Genomic DNA, 19,678 nt, shown 5'->3' with positions numbered 1-19,678 from the left:
GTGGCCACCGCTGTCGGCAAGCACATCTCTTCTCTTTTGCGGAAATTCAGCAGGTGCCGCGCCCACTCTACGAGAGATCATGGACAGCTCCTTTGCATCGTAAGTTGACTAGAATAATTTAGGACGAAAATTTACGGATTGAATTGATGCGGATCAATTCTGGAGCGACCAAGGTCCCATGAGGGCGGCCTTACCGAGCTTTCGGTATCTCTTCGGCTCGACATAGCCTCCACATACATCTCCATCGATCCCATCACAGCATGTCCGAGCATCGCGTGAACCGAACTCGGGTCGGCGCCGTTCTGCAGCAGATGCGCTCCGAAGGCATGCCGTAGCGTTTTCGGCGAAATTTTGTCGGCTTCCGGAATACCGGCCAGACTCGGCAGTCTCTTTGATCTCTTGGAAGGCAGCATTCCTTCCCAGATGGTCTTCTACTTGCCTAATCGAGTGAAATGCCCAGGCGGACGAGGGCTCCTCGACGGCTAAGCGGCTAAACGAACGCTCACGCAGCGAGCCATAGAGCAGCAGAATACGCGGCCGATGGTTGATGGCGGAATTCTAGCTCAAGAGGGCCGCGTCTGGAACGTGGAAGGCGGCCGGGTCAATGTTCGGAAGGTTAGCCTGCATCGATGATCTCGCGGCCTTCTTTGACGCGCTGACCGATGTGCGGATTCGGCAGGATGATCAACAGCTCCTCCGATGGTCAGCAGAGTCTCACGCGCTTGAGCTCTCCGCAACGGGAACAGGATGTAGCGGAATGAGGAACGTGATGAAGCAGCAGAGCAGCAGCATGATCGCCGAGCCGACGAGGCATCCGGTGATGCCGCTGGCCTGATAGAGAACGCCCGACAATGTGATGCCGAGCAGGCGACCGGCCGCGTTGGCGGCGTAATAGAAGTCGACATCTTCGGCGGCGTTTTCCGACCCGGCATAGGCTAGGATCAGATAGGAATGAAGCGACGAGAAGCGTAATCGTTACAGGTGGCAGCGACAAGCCCGCGGGACGAAGCTCCGTGAGCTTCCCGACCATGGCTATCGTCCGCTATAGCGTTGGGAACAGTGACTCCATCTTCGCCTTCATCGTAGCGCTCAATGTCTTCACAAGCTCAGCGTTGTACGAGCCGGTCGGCATCGGCTCTATGGTCGGATCATTGGTTGGATTAGATATATATATATCCGCATGGACGATCTGCTGCGCCGCGATCGCATATTTACGCGACGTCGCAGCGGGCGTTCCGTCCTCGACCGCTGGATCAACGTCGGTCGCAACGATTGAAATTGTATAGTCGCTGTTGAGGTAGATCTCAAAAGTGCGGAACTGCTGCGGAAAATCCCTTAACGATGACGTCTCGACGTGCCAGAAGCTTTTTTCAGGAGCGTTGACCGGATCAGGCGATATGAATGCCTTGACGGTATTCAAATGACGATGCCCCGCAACCCACATGATCAAATTCGGATGGCTGTGAAGTTCAGCAACTAGATCCGGCAGGGTGACAGCATTTTGTGGATCGGTCCACCAACCCATTTCGGACGCAGGTGAGGTCACTTCAACGCCGATCGGGACGTGCGCGGCAATGATCATCATCTGACCGGCGGCATCGCCATCTGCAAGTTCCGTTTTTAGCCAGCTCCATCGTGCCTGGTCGAGAAAACCATGCCCATGGATGTCGGTAGAGCTATCGTCTTCGCTTTGTGTGTCGTCGAGCACGACAACCTTGATCGGTATCGCCGACTTCGGCACAAAACTGAAACAGGCAAAGCCGTTTCTGGCGTCAGTCAAATTGAAGCCGTGGCCGACCGGACTTGATGATGTCGTAAAAAATTCCTTCATCCACTCCGTTCTCAAAAGTGAACGGCGGTCCGGGTCGGCGATAACCTTCGGCGGGCTCCTGAAGTCCGGGGCAGGCCCCGCGTATTTGATGTCACCGTAGGGAGTCGAGCCGTCGATTACGCCCATATAGTAAATATGGTCCCTTATTTGTGCGGGGTTGGCGAGGACATCTCCCGTGGCGAAGACTTCGTCGGAAATGAATGACTGTCGAAGATCGGTTCTAAGGCTATAGTCCACGGGGATCGAACCGATCCAGAAATGATCGTGATTGCCGAGAGTCTGATACCAGGGAATCGTCTTGTCGAGCCCCGCGGCCTTGAACGATTTCTGATAATCGATCGTTTCGGTTCCGAGATGAGCCCCGGAACTTGGGCTGATAACCTTGCCGTCGAGGACGTCAATATACCACCTCAGCTCGTTGTACTGCGTGCTGTTGCAGGCATCGCCCAGAGAGATGCCGAAATCGAACGGTTCCTTCTTATGAAGGGCGTTAATCGTCTGAACAGCCGCATCGAGAACATGCGTCGTATACAGCATGATTCCCGAATAGAGCGAAGCGCTGACCGGCAATGTCTTGTGTAGGCGTTGAAGATAGATCAATTGATTGGGAGATTCCTTGTCGGTGATATGGATGTCGCTGATGGTAAAGAACGTCAACAGTTTTGCTTTTTTGGTGACTGTTGAACCGTCATAGCGCGCCGGCATGATATCGGTCCGCGTGACGGATTTGAGAGGATCGCCAAACGCCCAGTTGCCGAAGCCGTATTGCTTGTATTTCGAAAGCTCATGAAGCTCGATCTTCGCCGAAGGCGTTGGGCCAGGCACCACCGTCCTCCGCAGTGTTGTGGAAACATCCGACGCAATCGGATAGCCTTCGATCTGACTTTGACTCGTTGCGCGGGCCTTGCGGAAGGTGAAAGTGGAAACAGCCAGTGCTCCGACGCTTACCCCAAAATCACGACGTGAAATCCTGGTCATGCCCTGCCTCCTGATTTTCCCTGTCGACGATCACGGCGGCCCGCTGGCGTGTCCCAAAAAGGAAGGCCCGCTGATGATTGTGGCGCGCCGAGCTGAATTCGCCGATTACTAGAACGATACCCTGATCCCGCTATTGACCGCTAAGCCGTTGCCGCCGTCGCGCGCGAGGGTGGTTGCAGATACTACAGCGAAGAACGCCCACAGGGGGCAATCGGGCAAAGAGCCCCGACTACGTTGCAAAACCATGATGGCGTAACCAGCCCGCCATCATGACAGAGCCGGAAAACTCTAACCGCCGGTGGTCCACTTTCGTAGCCGATGATGCTGTTTTCCCATGGAGATCTTCTCTTTCCTGAGGCGCGTCTACATTGACAGCGCTGCGACCGTGCGGGACAAACTCTAGTCTGGCTTCCAAAGCATGGCAGCATCATGGCGTGCACAAAGGTTCAGGTGATCGTGCCCGATCGTGCCGGCTATGGCGCGTCAGGCAAGCTGACGGTGCCCTTTAGCGTTGCCGCGCTCGCGGACGATATCGAAACACTGCTCGCTCATCTGGATATAGGCTCTGTCGATCTGGTTGGCCTCTCCCTGGGTGGCATGATCGCGCTGGAGTTTGCGCTCCCAGACGTAACCACTTGAACATGAGAGTAGCCAGCGGCAGTGCACTTGCAAATTCGAATGTCGAAGAGGAGCACATTATGCAGCATTCCGGCTCTCCCCTTGATCCCGAACGGAGCCCCCCATGCTCTGGCCGTTTCTTCCGCGAGACGACGACGCGCGGATGACACTCGCGCTCGAGGCATGCGAGGCGCGAGACAGGAGCCTGAGACGACCCGTCGTCAATCTCTCAGAGATAATATTGAGAATTTCTGGAGGCTCTCAAGGAAGCCGATCGTGAAAAACGACCTCCGATTTTTTGGCGATTCCGAAAAAGCGATACTGATCGCACCGCCCCCCTCGACCGGATGGACGGAGGTCGTCGAATGATTTGGTTGCCAGACGCTCTCGCGCGCATCCGCGGCAGCATTTTCAAATCCCGATCGACACGACTTGAGAAAGGCCAGGTCAATCCAGCACTGAATCAACGAATCAAAATCAATGGAAGGTATTCTTGGACTTTTGAACAAGCGGCATACGCGCTTCGCCAGTATTCTATCAATCACGACGATCCAGATGGATGGCGTATTTCGCGCATGTTACGCGATGCGGATGAGCCTCTTCGAGCCCGGCTTGCTGAAGCAAAGCTCCACGGCTGGATCCGATCGCGAATGGACATGACCTTAGCGGTTGACCCTGAATTCGCGGATCGGGGGCCGCCTGCGTCGGAAACGGATCCGTCTTGCAGCGCGCTCGACAATCCAGCGCCAGGCCAGGCCGGACCGACGACTACCGAACCAGACGATCCCGATTGACCTGCTCCGATAGGGCGCGGCTTTCGGCAGATGACACAGTCCGTCGAAGACGCTGAAGTCGCAACGAGTTCGGCAATCAGGCGAGCACCGCTGTGGCGGGCGCCAGTTCGGGGCCTCCGGCTTCGGGAGTCAGGAAGTCCTCGATCCGGTCACGTCCATTGGTCTTGGCTAGGTGCATCGCTTTGTCCGCCACGGTGATATGGCTCTCTCCGAGCGGCGGTATCGCACTTTGGTCGCGGCGGCACCGTGGAGGCGATGATGGCGCGTCGCCCCCCTGACGCGAGGCGCTTCGTCTCAACGTGGCCTTGGCCGAGGCGGGGAAAGGAACAGGTTACGATCCGACCGCTGTGGACGCCTGCATCAACCTGTTCCGCAACAAGGGATTCCGCCTGAAATGAACCGGAGGAGGGAGCCGTAAGGATTGTGCTTGGTAGCATTTTGGCCCTGTACGGTCATTTGCGAGCGCCAACTGTGCGACGTAGAATAACAAAACGGCAATATTTTATACGGCGGACAGGCCGGCCTTTTGAGGAGGATCAACGTACACGAAAGCGAACGGCGTATTGAAAACCATGATATAGTTGTTGAATCGTTCTCGCACGGTGCCCGGGGGGTGTCATGAAACACGTTTTACTTGGTGGCGTCGTTTTTGTTGCTCTACTTAAGGCGTCGGTTGGCGGGCAGGTAGCTAACGCTGCGGACATGCCCGTCAAAGCCGTGCCCTATGTGGCGCCGTGGAGTTGGACCGGCTTCTATATTGGTGCACACGTCGGCGGTGCCGTGGGCACGACCAACTTTTCCGATTCCTTCGGCCCTTCGATATTCGGCAAGGTCAGGTCTCCCGGTTTTTTCGGCGGCGTTCAGGCTGGCTACAATTGGGAGGCACCGGGATCGCCCTGGGTGTTCGGCGTTGAGGCCGACATTAGTATGTTAGATTCGGACGGCACCATCACGTGCTTTGCGTCGGCGGGCGACGCGTTTAACTCAACCTGCCGAGTGCGTAAGGATGCGACGGGTACTTTGACCGGCCGGATTGGATACGCAGCCGGCCCGCAAGGGCATACTCTGGTCTATGCAAAGGGTGGTTTCGCGTGGGCGCATGACAAGATTGATATGGCAACAAATAACTATCTTGCTCCCGGTACTGGGTTCGGGCCCAGTGGACCCGCCATCGCGTCGAATAGCTCCAGATACAATACGTTCGGCGGGACTGTCGGTGCTGGCGTCGAGCAGGCTTTGTCGCCAGCCTGGTCGCTGAAACTTGAGTATGACTACCTCGGTTTTGGCAGTTTCAACGTCGCAAATATTGGCAGCACCACGATTAACGGAGCGGGCGCGATCACGGCAGTTGTTCCTCCTGGTACATCCGGCGTAGCGCAGGGCATCCACGAATTCAAAGTCGGATTAAATTACAAGTGGGGCGCAGACCCGGGGGCAAGCTGGGCCTTTGGTTCGCTTGGCTACCCTATGAAGGCTGCCTACAAGGCGCCGCCGCTTGTAAACTCGGCTGGCGGCTGGGCAGTGGAAGTTGGCGGTCGCTATGTGGCTGGTTGGAGCCAGTTCCAATATGGCTTGGGGCAACCGGAGGCCAATCCACTATCAAGCATCTCGCGACTGACCTACGACGATTTGATAACGAGTTCAGGCGAGGTGTTCGCGCGCGTGGATATGCCGATGAATTGGTTCGTAAAAGGGTTCGTAGGTGGCGGAACTATAAAGAATGGTCATATAAACGACGAGGATTTCGGCATCGACCCGACTATGGCCTATACAAATACGAATTCTCCGGAAGTGAACGGGCGTTCTAGATACGCAGTAGTCGATGCTGGATACGATTTTCTACGGGGCCCTGCGTACAAGGTCGGAGCGTTTGCCGGCTACTTCTATTACCAACAAAAACTGAATGCTTATGGCTGCACCCAAATAGCCAGCCCGGCCAATCCTGCCGCCCCTTGTGCCCCAGGAAACCCAGGGTTTCAGTCCGTCCCACCTACAGGCAGTGCAATCCTTACTGAATACGACAAATGGCAGGCGTTACGTTTGGGAATCGCCGGAGAGATGATGCTGACTGATCGTATCAAGCTTAGTGGTGAAGCCGCGTATTTGCCCTATGTAAAGTTCAACGGCGAAGACAACCATTTCTTCGGGAACAGCGGCGTACTCGCAAGCGTAGACCCGCAGTGGGGCCATGGCAGAGGCGTGCAGTTTGAGTCCATTCTGTCCTATATGGTTACTGACCAGTTCAGCATTGGTGTGGGAGGCCGATACTGGGGTATGTGGACGACGGACGCACAGAAAACACGAGTCATTGCTGAGGGTGCTCCCATTGTAGCTCCGCCACCGATTCCCTTTAGAGCAGCTGTTGAGCAATCCGGAGTGTTTGTGCAGGCGTCATACAAGTTTAACGGTAGCTAATCGCTTCGATTGAATCTGCGAGTTTTGGCAACTTAGCCCCGGGCGGGTCCCCGCCCGGGGCTATCGGCTAGCTGACCTACTGTCATTCGGCCTGCAATATTGGCTCTGACTCATATGTGGAACGGCCCGATCGGCAAAGGGTTTTTCACAAGTTTTGAAGAGCGCAGGACGGTGCGGTCATATGTTCGGCCTTGGTTGCGGTTATGACCGCTGGCCATGATGAATTCCCGCGACTGACGTGGATCCACAGGCCTGGCTCGCCTATGTCCTGGCCCGCTGGGCACCCCGTCCAAAGGCTCGACGACCTGTTGCCGTGGAATTGGCGCGACAGTAGCCGGCAGGTGGATCAGGCAGCTTGAGTGAGCGCCACGCGGTCCTCAGCGGATGCTTACGATGAACAGCTCTGATCTTCTTGATCGGCACGCCGGGCTCCGGTTTCGCGTGGGGAGAACTGGGCCACAGGACAGTGGCCGAAATTGCATCTCGCCATCTCTCCCAACCGGCGACCGCAGAAGTCCGGGACCTTCTTGGTGAAGGCCCGCAGGCGATGGCTGAAGTGTCCGTCTGGGCGGACGCAATCAGAGAAGAAGACAGGCTGGAAACCTACGATTTGCACGTCGTCGAAATCCCGCCCGATCGCATTCGTTATGACCGAGCCCGGGACTGCAAATAGGTCGCGGTCGTTTGCTTCGTGAGATTCATAAGATGTTCCCTTGAGCGCCTAGCCTACCTGCCTCCGATCGAGTTTCATCGCACCGCCACAGAAAACCATCAATATAGATATATAGGATATCGCTTGTTGACATTAATACATTGTTTGAGAATGATGCTAGGCATTCTTCCGAAATCCCGCGGTGGGGCAATCCGATGATCACAGCGGCTCAATTGGGGGCTGGCTGTGTGCTTGTCGGCATTGGTCAGCGCCAGCTCGCAGAATTGTCCGGGCTTTCCGTGCCTACCATTCAACAAATGGAGGCGAGTGAGACAATGGTTCGGGGTAATGCCGATTCACTGGCGAACCTTATTTCTGTATTCCACGTAGCGGTGATCGAGATGGTCGACGAAGGCGCCGTCGGGCCTCCATCGAGGCGTGGTGCGAGGCAGAAGATCAACTCGGGTTCGGCCGAGACCTGTCTGCACAATCAAGCCGAAAACAGAGCGGAGTGCGGTAAAAGGGTGGGCACGTGATGCCTGCTGTCGTTTTACAAATGTCGTGTGTCGCAGGATTATTGGGAGTTGCTGTTCTTGCGATAGCTCTGGGTCGTTCGAAAAGCTCCACAGCAGTGGTCTACAGCGCTACATTCGCGGTGTGTGTGGTTGCATTGTTCGGGTCTATTCGCGGGCTGGTTGGCGGCACGGTGACCGCCTCCGACCTGACGCTTCCGATTGGATTGCCTTGGCTCGGGGCGCATTTCCGGCTCGACGCACTGGCCGCTTTTTTCCTAGTCGTCGTCAATCTCGGGGGAGCTGCGGCAAGCCTTTACGGCATGGGCTACGGTCATCACGAGCCGGCGCCGCACCGCGTGCTGCCTTTTTTCCCCGCCTTTTTAGCGGGCATGAACCTTGTCGTGATGGCGAGCGACGCGTTTTCATACTTGCTTTGCTGGGAGTTCATGTCGCTGGCATCCTGGGCGCTCGTTATGACGCATCACCGGGTGAAGGCCAATGCGAAGGCCGGTTACGTCTATCTCGTTATGGCAAGCTTCGGCACGCTCGCGCTCCTGCTTGCCTTCGGCCTCCTTGCTGGCCCCGCTGGAAGTTATGAATTCGATGCAATTCGGGCTGCTCAGCACACGCCCTACGTGGCGACGTCGGTCTTGATCCTGATGCTGCTTGGGGCCGGTTCCAAGGCTGGCCTTGTGCCGCTTCACGTTTGGTTGCCGCTTGCTCATCCGGCTGCTCCCAGCCACGTCTCGGCGCTGATGAGCGGCGTCATGACGAAGGTGGCTATCTATGGTTTTATTCGGGTCGTATTCGATCTGTTGGGACAGCCGACCTGGTCGGCGAGCGTCATCGTGCTCTTCCTCGGCGGGATCAGCGCCGTGATGGGAATCCTGTACGCGTTGATGGAAAACGACCTCAAGCGCCTACTGGCCTACAGCACGATCGAAAATGTCGGCATCATCTTCGTCGGTCTCGGGCTTGCCTTGGCATTTCAGGCAAATGGAATGAAACCCGCGGCCGCGCTCGCCTTCACGGCAGCGCTGTTTCACGTGCTCAACCACTCTTTCTTCAAGAGCCTGCTGTTCTTCGGGGCAGGCGCCGTCCTGAATTCGACGGGCGAACGTGACATGGACAGACTGGGCGGCCTCATCCACCGGATGCCGTTCACCAGCATCGTCTTTCTCATCGGCTGCATCGCAATCTCAGCGCTTCCGCCGTTCAACGGGTTCGTCTCGGAATGGCTCATCTTTCAGGCCATTCTGCAAAGTCCCGAATTGCCGCAATGGGGCCTGAAGATCATGGTGCCCGCAGTCGGCGCCGTCATGGCCTTGGCGGCGGCCTTGGCTGCAGCATGTTTCGTCAAGGTATTTGGCATCACGTTCCTCGGGCGGCCCCGCAGCCCGGCTGCGGAACATGCCGTAGAAGCCGACCGATATTCGCTTTCGGCAATGGCAATCCTCGCCACGCTTTGTCTGTCCGCCGGAATTCTGCCGGGCCTGGTGATCGACGCCCTTTCGCCGATCGCCACGGCGATCCTCGGCGCCCGCATGCCGATGCAGGCAGACATGCCGTGGCTGTCGATCGTGCCGATCGCGGAACGCCGGGGCTCCTACAACGGCATGCTTGTGATGGTGTTCGTCGCAGTATCGGCATCGCTTGCCGTCTATTTCATTCACCGCTTCGCCTCTCACGCGTTGCGGCGTGCGCCAGCGTGGGGCTGTGGCTTCGCCGACCCGACCCCTGCGGCTCAGTATTCGGGCGGAAGCTTCGCTCAACCAATCCGTCGGATTTTCGGCACCGTTGTTTTTCGCGCCAGCGACCATGTCGATATGCCGGCGCCAGGAGATCCTCGGCCAGCGCAGCTCAGGATCGAACTGCATGATCTCGTCTGGGAGCGCATGTACATTCCCATCGTGGGCGCTGTCGGATACGCGGCGGACCGGCTCAATCGCCTGCAGTTCCTTACCATCCGTCGATATCTCAGCCTCGTCTTTGCCACCCTCGTCACGCTGCTCCTGGTGCTCGCGATATGGTCGTGATCTCCGACATCCTCGTTCAAGCTATCCAGATGGCGCTGGTGCTCCTGCTTGCGCCGTTGCTCACCGGTTTCATACGCAAGATCAAAGCTCGGTTGGTGCGTCGCAAAGGAGCCTCGATCCTTCAGCCGTACCGAGATCTACTGCGCCTTCTCAGGAAAGAGGTCGTCCTGGCCGACAACGCGTCGTGGCTATTCCGCGTGACGCCGTATGTGACATTTGCCGCGACTTGGGTCGCCGCCGCCCTGGTACCGACCTTCGCGACAGGACTCCTGTTCAATTGGACGGCGGATCTGATTGCCATCGTGGCGTTGTTGGGAAGTGGGCGCTTCTTTCTGGCGCTTGCCGGGATGGACGTCGGCACAAGTTTTGGCGGCATCGGTTCAAGCCGGGAAGTCATGATCGCAGCCCTCGCCGAGCCGGCGATGCTGCTGATCATATTCTGCATGGCGCTGGTCGCGGGTTCCACCCAGCTTTCGACGGTCGCGGATTTCATGGGGTCGTCCAACGTCGGCCTGCGGGTATCGCTCGGCATGGCGCTGGTCGCGCTGATCATGGTCGCTCTCGCTGAGAACGCCAGAATCCCGGTCGACAATCCCGCGACCCACCTCGAACTCACCATGGTGCATGAGGCGATGGTGCTTGAATATTCGGGGCGCCACCTCGCCATGATCGAATTCGGCGCGTTTCTCAAGCTCCTGCTCTACATCTCGCTCATCGCCTGCGTCTTCTTCCCTTGGAAGATCGCCCTGTTCGGCGCCGGACCGCTGGCCTACGCTATCGGCGCGGGCGCTTACATCATCAAGATTTCGGTCGCCGGCTTTCTGCTCGCGATGTTCGAGACGGCGACCGCCAAGATGCGCGTGTTTCGCGTTCCGCAGTTTCTCGGCGCCGCGCTCATGCTCGGCCTGCTCGGGACGCTCCTGCTGTTCGTATCGAGGAGTTTCTGATGCAGATGCACAGCCTCGCCTTCGACATCTCCCATACGCTTGCCGGCGGACTCGTCCTCATCAGCTTCATGATGCTGTATCAGGACCGGCTCTATTCGCTGCTCAACGTATTCGCGGCGCACGCTCTGCTGCTCGCCCTTTCCGTCGCCTGGCAAGCCTACATCCAGGATGCGCCTCATCTCTACGTGACCGCGGCAATCGCGCTGGTCTTCAAGGCGATCATCATCCCGGTGGCGCTGCACCGCATCGTCAAGCAGCTCGGCATTCACCGCGACATCGAGTCCGCCGTCGGCATTGGCTCAACGATGCTGGCGGGAATGGGTCTGGTCGCGCTGTCGATGGTATTGATGCTGCGGGTCACCGCGGAAGCCGATCCGCTGGCGCGGGAGGATATCGCTTTCGCCCTGTCGGTGGTGCTGCTCGGTCTTATGGTCATGGTGACGCGCCGCAACGCAGTCAGTCAGGTCGTGGGCTTTATGTCGCTCGAGAACGGATTGGTGCTGGCAGCCACAGGCGCCAAGGGCATGCCGCTCGTCGTCGAGATCAGCGTGGCCTTCTCCATCCTCATCGCCTTCATCGTCATCGGCATCTTCCTGTTCCGAATCCGCGAGCGCTTCGATTCGGTGGACATTTCCGCGCTGGACGACTACCGGGACGGGCGACGATGAACATCGATCACTTCAATCCGGTGGTGGCGGTCCTGCTCATCCCCATCGGGGCGGCGGCGGCGCTGGCCGTGCTGCCCGGCTACCGGCTGACGGCACGGCTCAACGTGGCGGCAAGTCTGGCGACATTCATTTCGGCGCTCTCGCTGCTCGCGATCGATCGCCCGCAGCCTGAGCAATACGTGCTGATCGACGATTTGAACATCGTGTTCATCGTGCTCAACACCTTCGTGGGCTTCACCACATCCATCTTCAGCGCGAGCTACATCGCCCATGAACTCGAGACCGGCCGGCTGACGCCCGCATACTTGCGATTCTATCACGCGATGTATCAGATCATGATGTTCGGCATGAATCTCGCATTCGTATCGAACAATATTGGCCTGATGTGGGTGGCGGTCGAAATCGCGACGCTGAGCACGGTGCTGATGGTCGGCATCTATCGCACCCACGCCGCCCTCGAAGCGGCGTGGAAGTACTTCATCCTCGGCAGCGTTGGCATCGCCTTCGCGCTGTTCGGCACCATCCTGGTCTACATGGCGGCGCGACCGGTTGTCGGAGAGGGCCAGGACGCCATGGTCTGGACGCTCCTGGTCCAGCATGCGGCGGATTTCGACTCCGCCCTTCTGAACGTCGCTTTCATATTCCTGTTTCTCGGTTACGGCACCAAAGTCGGCCTGGCGCCGCTGCATGCATGGCTTCCCGACGCGCACGCCGAAGGTCCGACGCCGATATCGGCCGTGCTGTCGGGGCTGCTCCTGAATGTCGCGCTCTATGCGCTATTGCGCTTCAAGATACTGCTTGCCGTCAATCCGAACGCGATCGCGCCCGGTCCACTGATGATGACGATGGGGTTGCTTTCGCTCGTCTTCGCAGCCTTCATGCTCTACCGCCGCCGCGACATCAAGCGCCTGTTCGCCTATTCCTCGATCGAGCACATGGGCATCATCGTCTTTGCGTTCGGCATGGGCGGCCCGCTCGCGAACTTCGCGGGGCTGCTGCACATGGTCATGCACAGCCTGACCAAGTCGGCGATCTTCTATGCCGTCGGCCACATCTCGCAGGTCAAGGGAACCCAGCGAATTGCCCGGATCCGGGGGTTGACGGAGAGCCATCCCATGCTCGGCTGGGGTCTGGTGGTCGGTGTCGCCGCGATCGCGGGACTGCCGCCTCTCGGGATCTTCATGAGCGAATTCCTCGTCGTGAGCTCCACCTTCGCGCGGCAGCCGTTGCTCGCGATCATACTCGTCTTCGGAATTTTGCTGGCCTTCGGTGCGTTGATGCTGCGGCTCACAAGCGTCGCGTTCGGCGATCCTCGCGGCAGCCTCGCCCCTTCAAACGCTTCCTATGTTCCGATGGTTGCGCATCTCTCGTTGGTCTTGATCGCGGGCGTATATCTTCCGTCGCCGCTCGTCGTCTGGTTCCAGCATGTCGCAAATCTTCTCGGATAGCGTGAGGACAGAGGGCGATGCCGTCGTTGACCAATCTCTTGCAGGAAGGATGCCCAGTCCAGCACAGCCCATGGCCGCGATCCGCGGTCGATGCCTCCGTCTGGAAACGTGCAGCAGACGAACTGGCGCACGGCAACTGGAATCTGCTCGGCCTGTGGGCGGAACCTTCGACGGTACATATGGCCTTGATGGACGAGAAGACGGCAGAAATCGGTGTCATCAGCCTTGATTGTCCCGATCGCAGTTATCCGTCAGTCAGCAAGCATCATCCGCCGGCGGTTCGATTGGAGCGCGCCATCCGCGACCTGTTCGGACTGTCGGCAGAGGGCTTGCCCGATCCGCGTCCGTGGCTCGACCATGACCGTTGGGACGTGCGCTTCCCGTTGGGAGATCGCCTGGACGGCCTTTCGCAGCTATCGCCCTATCCCTTCCTGCCTGTGAAAGGCGATAGCCTGAACCAGATCGCCGTCGGTCCGGTGCACGCGGGTATCATCGAGCCCGGACATTTTCGATTCACAGCAAGCGGGGAGACCATAGTCCGACTGGAACAACGGCTGGGCTATGCGCACAAAGGTGTCGAGGGACTCATGCTTGGCGCCAGTCTCGAGCGGGCCGTCCGACTGGCTGGACGCGTATCGGGCGACAGCACTGTCGCCTATGCCTATGCGTTTTCGAGAGCGGTAGAAGCGGCCCTTGACCTAGTCGCACCTGATCGCGCGGTCTGGCTGCGCGCGTTGCTGGCGGAACTCGAGCGGCTTGCCAACCATCTCGGCGACTTCGGCGCCATCTGCAACGACGCCTCGTTCGGCTTGATTCACGCGCATACCAGCGTGCTACGCGAGAGCATACTGCGCGCTGCCGGTACCGCATTCGGTCACCGCCTGATGCGGGACATCATCCTACCCGGGGGTGTTGCCTGTGACCTAAGCGACGGCGGAAGAGGGGCGATCCTGACCGTGGTCCACGACGTCTCTCTCCGTTTACCCGCGCTGGTCGAACTTTACGACAATACAGCATCCCTGCAGGATCGTACGGTTGATACGGGTTTGCTCAAGCCCGCATTGGCCAAACAATATGCAGCAGGGGGTTACATAGGTCGCGCTTCCGGAAGATCCTTCGATGCGCGGCGGTCCCTTGCCTATCCGCCCTATGATAGCCTGCGCTTCGAGGTGCCGACCCTGCATGAGGGGGATGTCAATGCGCGCGTGTGGATCCGTGTGCGGGAAGTCGAGCAGTCTCTTTCACTAATTGACGAGATACTGACCCGGCTTCCCCGGGGCCCGACGGGCGAGCATGTCGGGAGCCAGCGTGAGGTACGCGAAGGCATGGCGATCGTCGAGGGGTTCCGCGGCGACATCCTTGTCTGGCTTCGCTTGCGCGAGGGGCAGGTCGAAAGATGTCATCTGCGCGACCCGTCGTGGTTTCAGTGGCCACTTCTTGAGGCCGCAATTGAAGGCAATATCGCCGCCGACTTCCCGCTTTGCAACAAATCCTTCAACTGCTCCTATTCAGGCCACGATCTCTGAGGAATAGCACAAGATGCGCAAGCTGCTTTTTGAAAGCCTGTTTCGCCGGCCGTTCACCGAAAAGGCGCCGTCTGGAGACGATGAAGCGCAGGCCCAACTGGCAAGGGCTGTGGGCATTGCCGCGCGAAAGCGTCTCGGAAAGAGCCTCTCTATACGAGAAGTCGATGCCGGCTCCTGCAATGGGTGCGAACTTGAAATTCATGCGTTGAACAACGCATACTATGATGTGGAGCGCTTCGGATTCCGGTTCGTAGCGTCGCCACGTCATGCCGATCTGATGTTGGTAACCGGACCGGTGACGAAGAATATGCGCCAGGCGTTAGAGCTTACTTACCATGCAATTCCCAATCCGAAATGGGTCGTCTCCGTAGGCGATTGCGGCCGAGATGGCGGCTGCTTTGCTGGAAGCTATGCTGTGGTCGGAGGTGTTTCGCAAGTAATTCCTGTCGATCTTCATATTCCCGGTTGTCCTCCGCCGCCGATCAAGATTTTACGGGGCCTGCTTGCATTGTTCGATTGAAGGCACGATTCGGACTATCTCGATCCGTTATTCGCAAGGGCCGAAAGGCGTTTCTCACATCGTAGGTGAAGCGCTTAACCTTGCCCTGAATTCTATCGCGATGTTCTCGATATCGACTTTGACCACAAAGTCTTCTCTCGTAATGGCACGATCTATAAATAGCGAGTATGATTTGCGGCGCTAGGGATTGGCCCATTCTTTTCGATGGGTAGACGTTCGGTCAGGCGATAGCGCCATGATATCAAAAAATAACGACGCGAATGAATCGTTCGGAAGTATTGTAATTCGAAGCGCGTTTTCAGCCGTGCTCACTTTCATCGTGGGGGCGATCTTGTACGCAATTTTTGGCCCATCCGCCGTCGGCGCGATATTGTTCGCGGTGGCCTGTGGCGTCATTTCGATCGCTTCAGCCTACATTTGATCTCGCATAGGTTTCTGTCGATCGGCGTTTCGTAGAGGAAGTTGGGCGACTTTTCGCGGATCGGGCTCTTGAGAAAAAATCGTCAGAGCCTTGCGCCCAACGCCTGTTTGAGACCGCCGTGCAGTCTGAGCTGCAGGCGCTCCTCGACATCCAAAGCCGCAGCTTCTTGTAGTTGATGAGGGCGCCTGCGATGCGCCACATCTGGACCGGCGGCGATAGCCAAAGCGGCGCTGGTCGGATGCTCGGTATCCCTCCGCCGTGGGCCGCCTTGCGAGATGTATGGGGACGGTGAATACATAGGCGTATGACTAGGGTCCGGACTCACTACAGCCACCAGATGACGGCTGCGGCGAGGCTGATGGTACTCATGAAGTTTCGGACGTTGCGGTCGAATCGGGTGGCGATGCGTCGCCAGTCTTTGAAGCGGCAGAACATACGCTCGATGACGTTGCGCTGCTTGTAGATGGCGCGGTCGTAATCGTATTGGATCTTGCGGTTCTTGCGCGGGGGAATGACGGGCTCGGTGCCACGCTCGACCAACCACTCGCGCAGCGCCTGGCTGTCGTATCCCTTGTCCGCGACGAGTTCGGCCGACGGTGGCATCGCCTCGATGCAGAGCTGCGCAACCCTGCAATCGTGAACGTTTCCGGGCGTCAGGAGCAGGACGCAGGGGCGCCCCTTTTCATCGCAGACCGCATGGAGCTTGGTGTTTCGTCCGCCTTTCGTGCGGCCGATACCATGAGCCAAGCCCCCCTTTTCCACCGCCTGCGCAGCGGTGAACCTTGATGCGGCTGCTGTCGATGAACAGCCGGTCCGGCGCATCGCCTGCTCCCGCGAGCTCACTGAAAATGCCTTGCCAGATGCCGCGTTCGGACCAGCGGACGAACCGGTTATAAAGCGTCTTCTTTGGCCCATAGACGTCGGCGCAGTCGGCCCAACGGCCGCCACAGCGCAGGGCATGGACGATCCCGCTTAGCACACGACGATCATCTACCCGGGGCTTGCCGCGCACGCCGGTCGGAAGCAGCGGCTCAATTCGAGCCCACTGCGCATCGGAAAACCAAAAGAAATCACCCATCTCACCGCCTCCTCGATGAGGCAGTGAATCACGATCAGGCTGCCAGGGGAATCCGGTTATTGGGTCCGGACCCTAGTCATACGCCTATTCCGAAGATTTCCCGTCTCGACGTCGTTGCGACGGGGGCGCGGCGGCGCTGGACGCTTGAGGAGAAGCAACGGGTCGTTGCGGAGAGCTATGCCGGCCCGCGGCTGGTGTCGGCGACAGCGCGTCGGAACGGCTTGTCTGCGAGCCAGCTGTTCACATGGCGGCGGTTGGCCCGGGATGGCCGACTGGCGGAAGCGGATGAGATGACGACTTTTGCATCGGCGATCATCGGCGACAATGGTGCGTCGCCCATGCCGGAACGACTTGATGCCATGCGACGGAGTGAGCTACCTCAGCCATGCGGGGGTGCGACGCCGGGAGGGATTGAGATCGTGCTAGTGCGCGGGCATCGGGTGATTGTCGACCATGGCGTCGATGTGACGGTGCTGGCGCGGGTTCTGGCGTTGCTGGAACGGCCATGATCCCGATGCCGGGCAATGTGCGGGTGTGGCTGGCGACCGGGCACACCGACATGCGGAAGGGCTTTGCCAGCCTGTCGCTTCAGGTGCAGGAGGTGCTGCGGCGGGATCCGCTGAGCGGGCACCTGTTTTGCTTCCGCGGTCGCAGCGGCAATCTTTTGAAGGTGATCTGGCATGACGGCCAGGGCGCATGCCTGTTCACGAAGCGGTTGGAGCGCGGGCGTTTCCTCTGGCCAAGCCAGGCCGACGGTGCGGTGACGATCTCGCCCGCCCAGCTCAGTTATCTTCTGTCTGGAATTGACTGGCGCCATCCGCAGGAAACCTGGCGTCCGACCTCGGTCGGCTGAAATTGGGCTTGCAGATGGCGGCGGATGTGATTCCATCATTGCCATGAAAGACGCTTATGAACCGCTTCCATCGGATCTTGCCGCTGCCCATGCGATGATCATCGCGGAGCGCGCTGCGCGTCTTGAAGCTGAGAGCAATGCTGCGATCGCCAAGGCCGAGGCGGCCAATGCGCAGGCGGATCTTTCCAGCAGCGAAGCCCTGATCGCCCATCTCGAACTGGCAATCGAGAAGCTGCGCCGCGAGCTTTACGGCAGCCGTTCGGAGCGCAAGGCGCGGCTGCTTGAGCAGATGGAATTGCAGCTGGAAGATCTCGAGGCTGCGGCGACCGAGGATGAACTGGCGGCTGAACAGGCGGCCGCCCGGGCGCAAACGATCCAATCATTCCAACGCAAGCGGCCGTCGCGCAAACCCTTCCCTGATCATCTGCCGCGCGAGCGTGTGGTGATCGCCGCACCGCAGAGCTGTCCGTGCTGTGGGTCCTTGAGGCTGTCGAAATTGGGCGAGGACGTCACCGAGACGCTGGAAGTGATCCCGCGGCAATGGAAGGTGATCCAGACAGTGCGGGAGAGGTTCTCGTGCCGAAACTGCGAGATCATCACGCAACCGCCAGCGCCGTTCCATGTGACGCCACGCGGCTTCGCCGGGCCGAATTTGCTGGCGATGATCCTGTTCGAGAAGTTCGGTCAGCATCAGCCGTTGAACCGGCAGAGCGAGCGCTACCGGCGCGAGGGCATTGACCTCGGGGTCTCGACGCTGGCCGACCAGGTTGGTACCTGCACGATGGTGCTGCAGCCCCTGCATGCGCTGATCGAGGCCCATGTCCTTGCAGCCGAACGTCTACATGGCGACGACACCACTGTGCCGATCCTGGCGAAAGGTAAGACGGTCACCGGCCATATCTGGACCTATGTCCGCGACGATCGTCCGTTTGGCAGTTGCGCGCCGCCGGCGGCGCTTTATTACGCATCACGGGATCGAAGGCATGAACACCCCCTCGGGCATCTTCAAGGCTTCGCCGGCATTCTGCAGGCTGACGCCTATGGCGGGTATAACGGACTTTACGAGCCGTCTCGTTCGCCGGGACCGATCACGTCGGCGCTATGCTGGAGCCATGCAAGATGTCAGTTCTTCGAACTGGCCGATATCGCTGCCAATGCCCGTCGCGGCAAGAACGCGCCGGCGATCTCGCCGATTGCGCTGGAGGCGGTCAAGCGCATCGACGCGCTGTTCGACATCGAGCGCGGCCTCAATGGCCTGAGCGCCGATGAATGCCTGCGGGTGCGCCGGCAACAGAGTGCGCCGCTGCTGGCTGCTCTGGAAGCATGGCTGCGCGACGAGCGGTCTCGCCTGTCACGATCGGCCTCTGTCGCCAAGCCGATCGACTACATGCTCAAGCGTTGGGGCCGGTTCGCTCACTTCGTCGACGATGGCCGGATCTGTCTGACAAATAATGCGGCTGAGAGGGCGCTTCGTGGATTTGCACTGGGGCGCAAGTCGTGGCTGTTTGCCGGCTCGGAACGCGGTGCCGACCGAGCGGCGGCCATGGCCACGCTGATCATGACGGCGAAGCTCAACGACGTCGATCCGCAGGCCTGGCTTGCCGACGTTCTGGCCCGCATCAACGACCACAGCAGCGCTGATCTCGCCGCGCTGCTACCGTGGCACTGGGCGGCGGCCCGCGAGCGTCGTACAATGGCGGCATGACCGCCGATACCATCGCCCGTCTCAAGATCACGCTCGACGATGTCGAGCCCGCGGTGCTGCGCCGTGTCGAGGTTCCGTTCGACATTCGGCTGGACCGCCTGCATCTGATAGTGCAGGCAGCGATGGGTTGGACCAACAGCCATCTCTATGAAATCCGCGCCGGCGGCGCTGGCTGGGGACAGCCCGATCCAGATTGGCCCGACGGCCCGCTCGACGCCCGCAAGGCGCGGCTCGACGATATTATCGAAGACACCGGAACCAGAACCCTGCGCTATCTCTATGACTTCGGCGATGGTTGGGACCACACCATCAAGATCGAGCGGCTGATCGATCCGGAATTTGGCATCCGCTATCCGCGCCTCCTGGAGGCCGTTGGGCGCTGCCCTCCGGAAGATGTGGGTGGTCCAATCGGCTACGCCGAAGCCCTCGAGGCCATCAGCGATCCGAAGCACGAGCGCCATGAAGAGTGCAAGGAATGGATGCCGGAAAACTTTGATCCGTCCGTCGTCAATCCCGAGTGGCTGGCGGACGAACTTATGATTCTCGCCAAGCGCTGGTCCCGGACGACTGCCAAGCGCCCAAAAGCAACATAGCCTGCGGTCTTCGGCGGATGGCTACGATGCTCGCGCGACGCAGCTGGGTTCGGAGTGGTGTTCGGCGCTCCGAACGATGG

17 protein-coding genes and 3 pseudogenes are annotated in these 19,678 nt (G+C 59.1%); 16 read left to right on the top strand and 4 right to left on the bottom strand.

Annotated features, from left to right (window positions below; translation table 11 throughout):
- Nucleotides 1-131: 131 nt before the first annotated feature.
- The 3 genes and pseudogenes from ACUXVA_RS25630 to ACUXVA_RS25620 all read right to left on the bottom strand — a co-directional run bounded on the left by ACUXVA_RS25630 (nt 132) and on the right by ACUXVA_RS25620 (nt 2,809).
- Nucleotides 132-413, bottom strand: a complete 282-nt coding sequence (locus ACUXVA_RS25630; RefSeq protein ID WP_413776471.1) for a tyrosine-type recombinase/integrase — start codon at nt 411-413, stop codon at nt 132-134.
- Nucleotides 414-471: 58 nt separating this feature from the next.
- Nucleotides 472-627 (bottom strand): annotated as a pseudogene (locus tag ACUXVA_RS25625) (arsenical resistance protein ArsH); the annotation flags it as partial.
- A gap of 415 nt (nt 628-1,042) precedes the next feature.
- Nucleotides 1,043-2,809, bottom strand: a complete 1,767-nt coding sequence (locus tag ACUXVA_RS25620; RefSeq protein WP_445488940.1) for a TIGR03768 family metallophosphoesterase — start codon at nt 2,807-2,809, stop codon at nt 1,043-1,045.
- Nucleotides 2,810-3,259: 450 nt separating this feature from the next.
- On the opposite strand from ACUXVA_RS25620, the gene ACUXVA_RS25615 reads away from it, so the two are divergent.
- The 12 genes and pseudogenes from ACUXVA_RS25615 (at nt 3,260) to ACUXVA_RS25560 (ending at nt 14,948) form a co-directional block, all read left to right on the top strand.
- Nucleotides 3,260-3,448, top strand: a complete 189-nt coding sequence (locus ACUXVA_RS25615) for an alpha/beta fold hydrolase (RefSeq protein ID WP_445488938.1) — start codon at nt 3,260-3,262, stop codon at nt 3,446-3,448.
- Between the two features lie 344 nt (nt 3,449-3,792).
- A complete protein-coding gene (locus tag ACUXVA_RS25610; protein WP_445488936.1) occupies nt 3,793-4,221 on the top strand; it encodes a hypothetical protein in 429 nt (142 codons plus the stop codon).
- A gap of 618 nt (nt 4,222-4,839) precedes the next feature.
- Nucleotides 4,840-6,636: an outer membrane beta-barrel protein gene (locus ACUXVA_RS25605; RefSeq protein WP_445488934.1), complete on the top strand. Its 1,797-nt coding sequence runs from the start codon at nt 4,840-4,842 to the stop codon at nt 6,634-6,636.
- Between the two features lie 235 nt (nt 6,637-6,871).
- A pseudogene (locus ACUXVA_RS25600) lies at nt 6,872-6,995 on the top strand (transposase domain-containing protein); the annotation flags it as partial.
- Between the two features lie 53 nt (nt 6,996-7,048).
- Entirely contained in the window at nt 7,049-7,309 is a 261-nt protein-coding gene (locus ACUXVA_RS25595) for a S1/P1 nuclease (protein WP_445488932.1), read from the top strand.
- Nucleotides 7,310-7,503: 194 nt separating this feature from the next.
- Entirely contained in the window at nt 7,504-7,824 is a 321-nt protein-coding gene (locus ACUXVA_RS25590) for a helix-turn-helix domain-containing protein (protein WP_445488930.1), read from the top strand.
- Nucleotides 7,824-9,839: a hydrogenase 4 subunit B gene (gene hyfB / locus ACUXVA_RS25585; protein WP_445488928.1), complete on the top strand. Its 2,016-nt coding sequence runs from the start codon at nt 7,824-7,826 to the stop codon at nt 9,837-9,839. The genes ACUXVA_RS25590 and hyfB overlap by 1 nt, the downstream gene beginning before the upstream one ends.
- Nucleotides 9,830-10,786: a respiratory chain complex I subunit 1 family protein gene (locus tag ACUXVA_RS25580; protein ID WP_265083092.1), complete on the top strand. Its 957-nt coding sequence runs from the start codon at nt 9,830-9,832 to the stop codon at nt 10,784-10,786. The genes hyfB and ACUXVA_RS25580 overlap by 10 nt, the downstream gene beginning before the upstream one ends.
- Nucleotides 10,787-10,791: 5 nt before the next feature.
- Nucleotides 10,792-11,454, top strand: a complete 663-nt coding sequence (locus ACUXVA_RS25575) for a hydrogenase-4 component E (RefSeq protein ID WP_265083654.1) — start codon at nt 10,792-10,794, stop codon at nt 11,452-11,454.
- The gene (locus tag ACUXVA_RS25570; RefSeq protein ID WP_265083093.1) at nt 11,451-12,902 is read left to right on the top strand and encodes a hydrogenase 4 subunit F; all 1,452 of its coding nucleotides are present in this window, start codon (nt 11,451-11,453) and stop codon (nt 12,900-12,902) included. The genes ACUXVA_RS25575 and ACUXVA_RS25570 overlap by 4 nt, the downstream gene beginning before the upstream one ends.
- 17 nt (nt 12,903-12,919) lie before the next feature.
- On the top strand, nt 12,920-14,428 hold the full coding sequence (locus tag ACUXVA_RS25565; RefSeq protein WP_445488925.1) for a hydrogenase large subunit: 1,509 nt from the start codon (nt 12,920-12,922) through the stop codon (nt 14,426-14,428).
- A gap of 13 nt (nt 14,429-14,441) precedes the next feature.
- Nucleotides 14,442-14,948 carry an NADH-quinone oxidoreductase subunit B family protein gene (locus ACUXVA_RS25560; protein WP_265083095.1) on the top strand — a complete coding sequence of 169 codons (507 nt, stop codon included), beginning with the start codon at nt 14,442-14,444 and terminating at the stop codon, nt 14,946-14,948.
- A 745-nt stretch (nt 14,949-15,693) separates the two neighbouring features.
- Here ACUXVA_RS25560 and ACUXVA_RS25555 read toward each other — a convergent pair.
- Nucleotides 15,694-16,447, bottom strand: a pseudogene (locus tag ACUXVA_RS25555) (IS5 family transposase).
- A gap of 23 nt (nt 16,448-16,470) precedes the next feature.
- Between ACUXVA_RS25555 and tnpA the strand changes: the two are divergent.
- The 4 genes from tnpA to ACUXVA_RS25535 all read left to right on the top strand — a co-directional run bounded on the left by tnpA (nt 16,471) and on the right by ACUXVA_RS25535 (nt 19,598).
- Nucleotides 16,471-16,956: an IS66-like element accessory protein TnpA gene (gene tnpA / locus ACUXVA_RS25550; protein ID WP_445488923.1), complete on the top strand. Its 486-nt coding sequence runs from the start codon at nt 16,471-16,473 to the stop codon at nt 16,954-16,956.
- A complete protein-coding gene (gene tnpB / locus ACUXVA_RS25545; RefSeq protein WP_265083097.1) occupies nt 16,953-17,300 on the top strand; it encodes an IS66 family insertion sequence element accessory protein TnpB in 348 nt (115 codons plus the stop codon). The genes tnpA and tnpB overlap by 4 nt, the downstream gene beginning before the upstream one ends.
- Before the next feature lie 94 nt (nt 17,301-17,394).
- Nucleotides 17,395-19,005, top strand: a complete 1,611-nt coding sequence (tnpC, locus tag ACUXVA_RS25540; RefSeq protein WP_445493353.1) for an IS66 family transposase — start codon at nt 17,395-17,397, stop codon at nt 19,003-19,005.
- Complete coding sequence (locus ACUXVA_RS25535) at nt 19,002-19,598, top strand: plasmid pRiA4b ORF-3 family protein (protein WP_265083098.1); 597 nt, start codon at nt 19,002-19,004, stop codon at nt 19,596-19,598. Before tnpC ends, ACUXVA_RS25535 begins: the two co-directional genes overlap by 4 nt.
- The last annotated feature ends 80 nt before the right edge of the window (nt 19,599-19,678 follow it).

It is taken from the genome of Rhodopseudomonas sp. RCAM05734 (assembly GCF_052658035.1).
The sequence above is the reverse complement of the archived record's forward strand: the minus strand, read 5'-3'. Positions and strand labels throughout refer to the sequence as shown.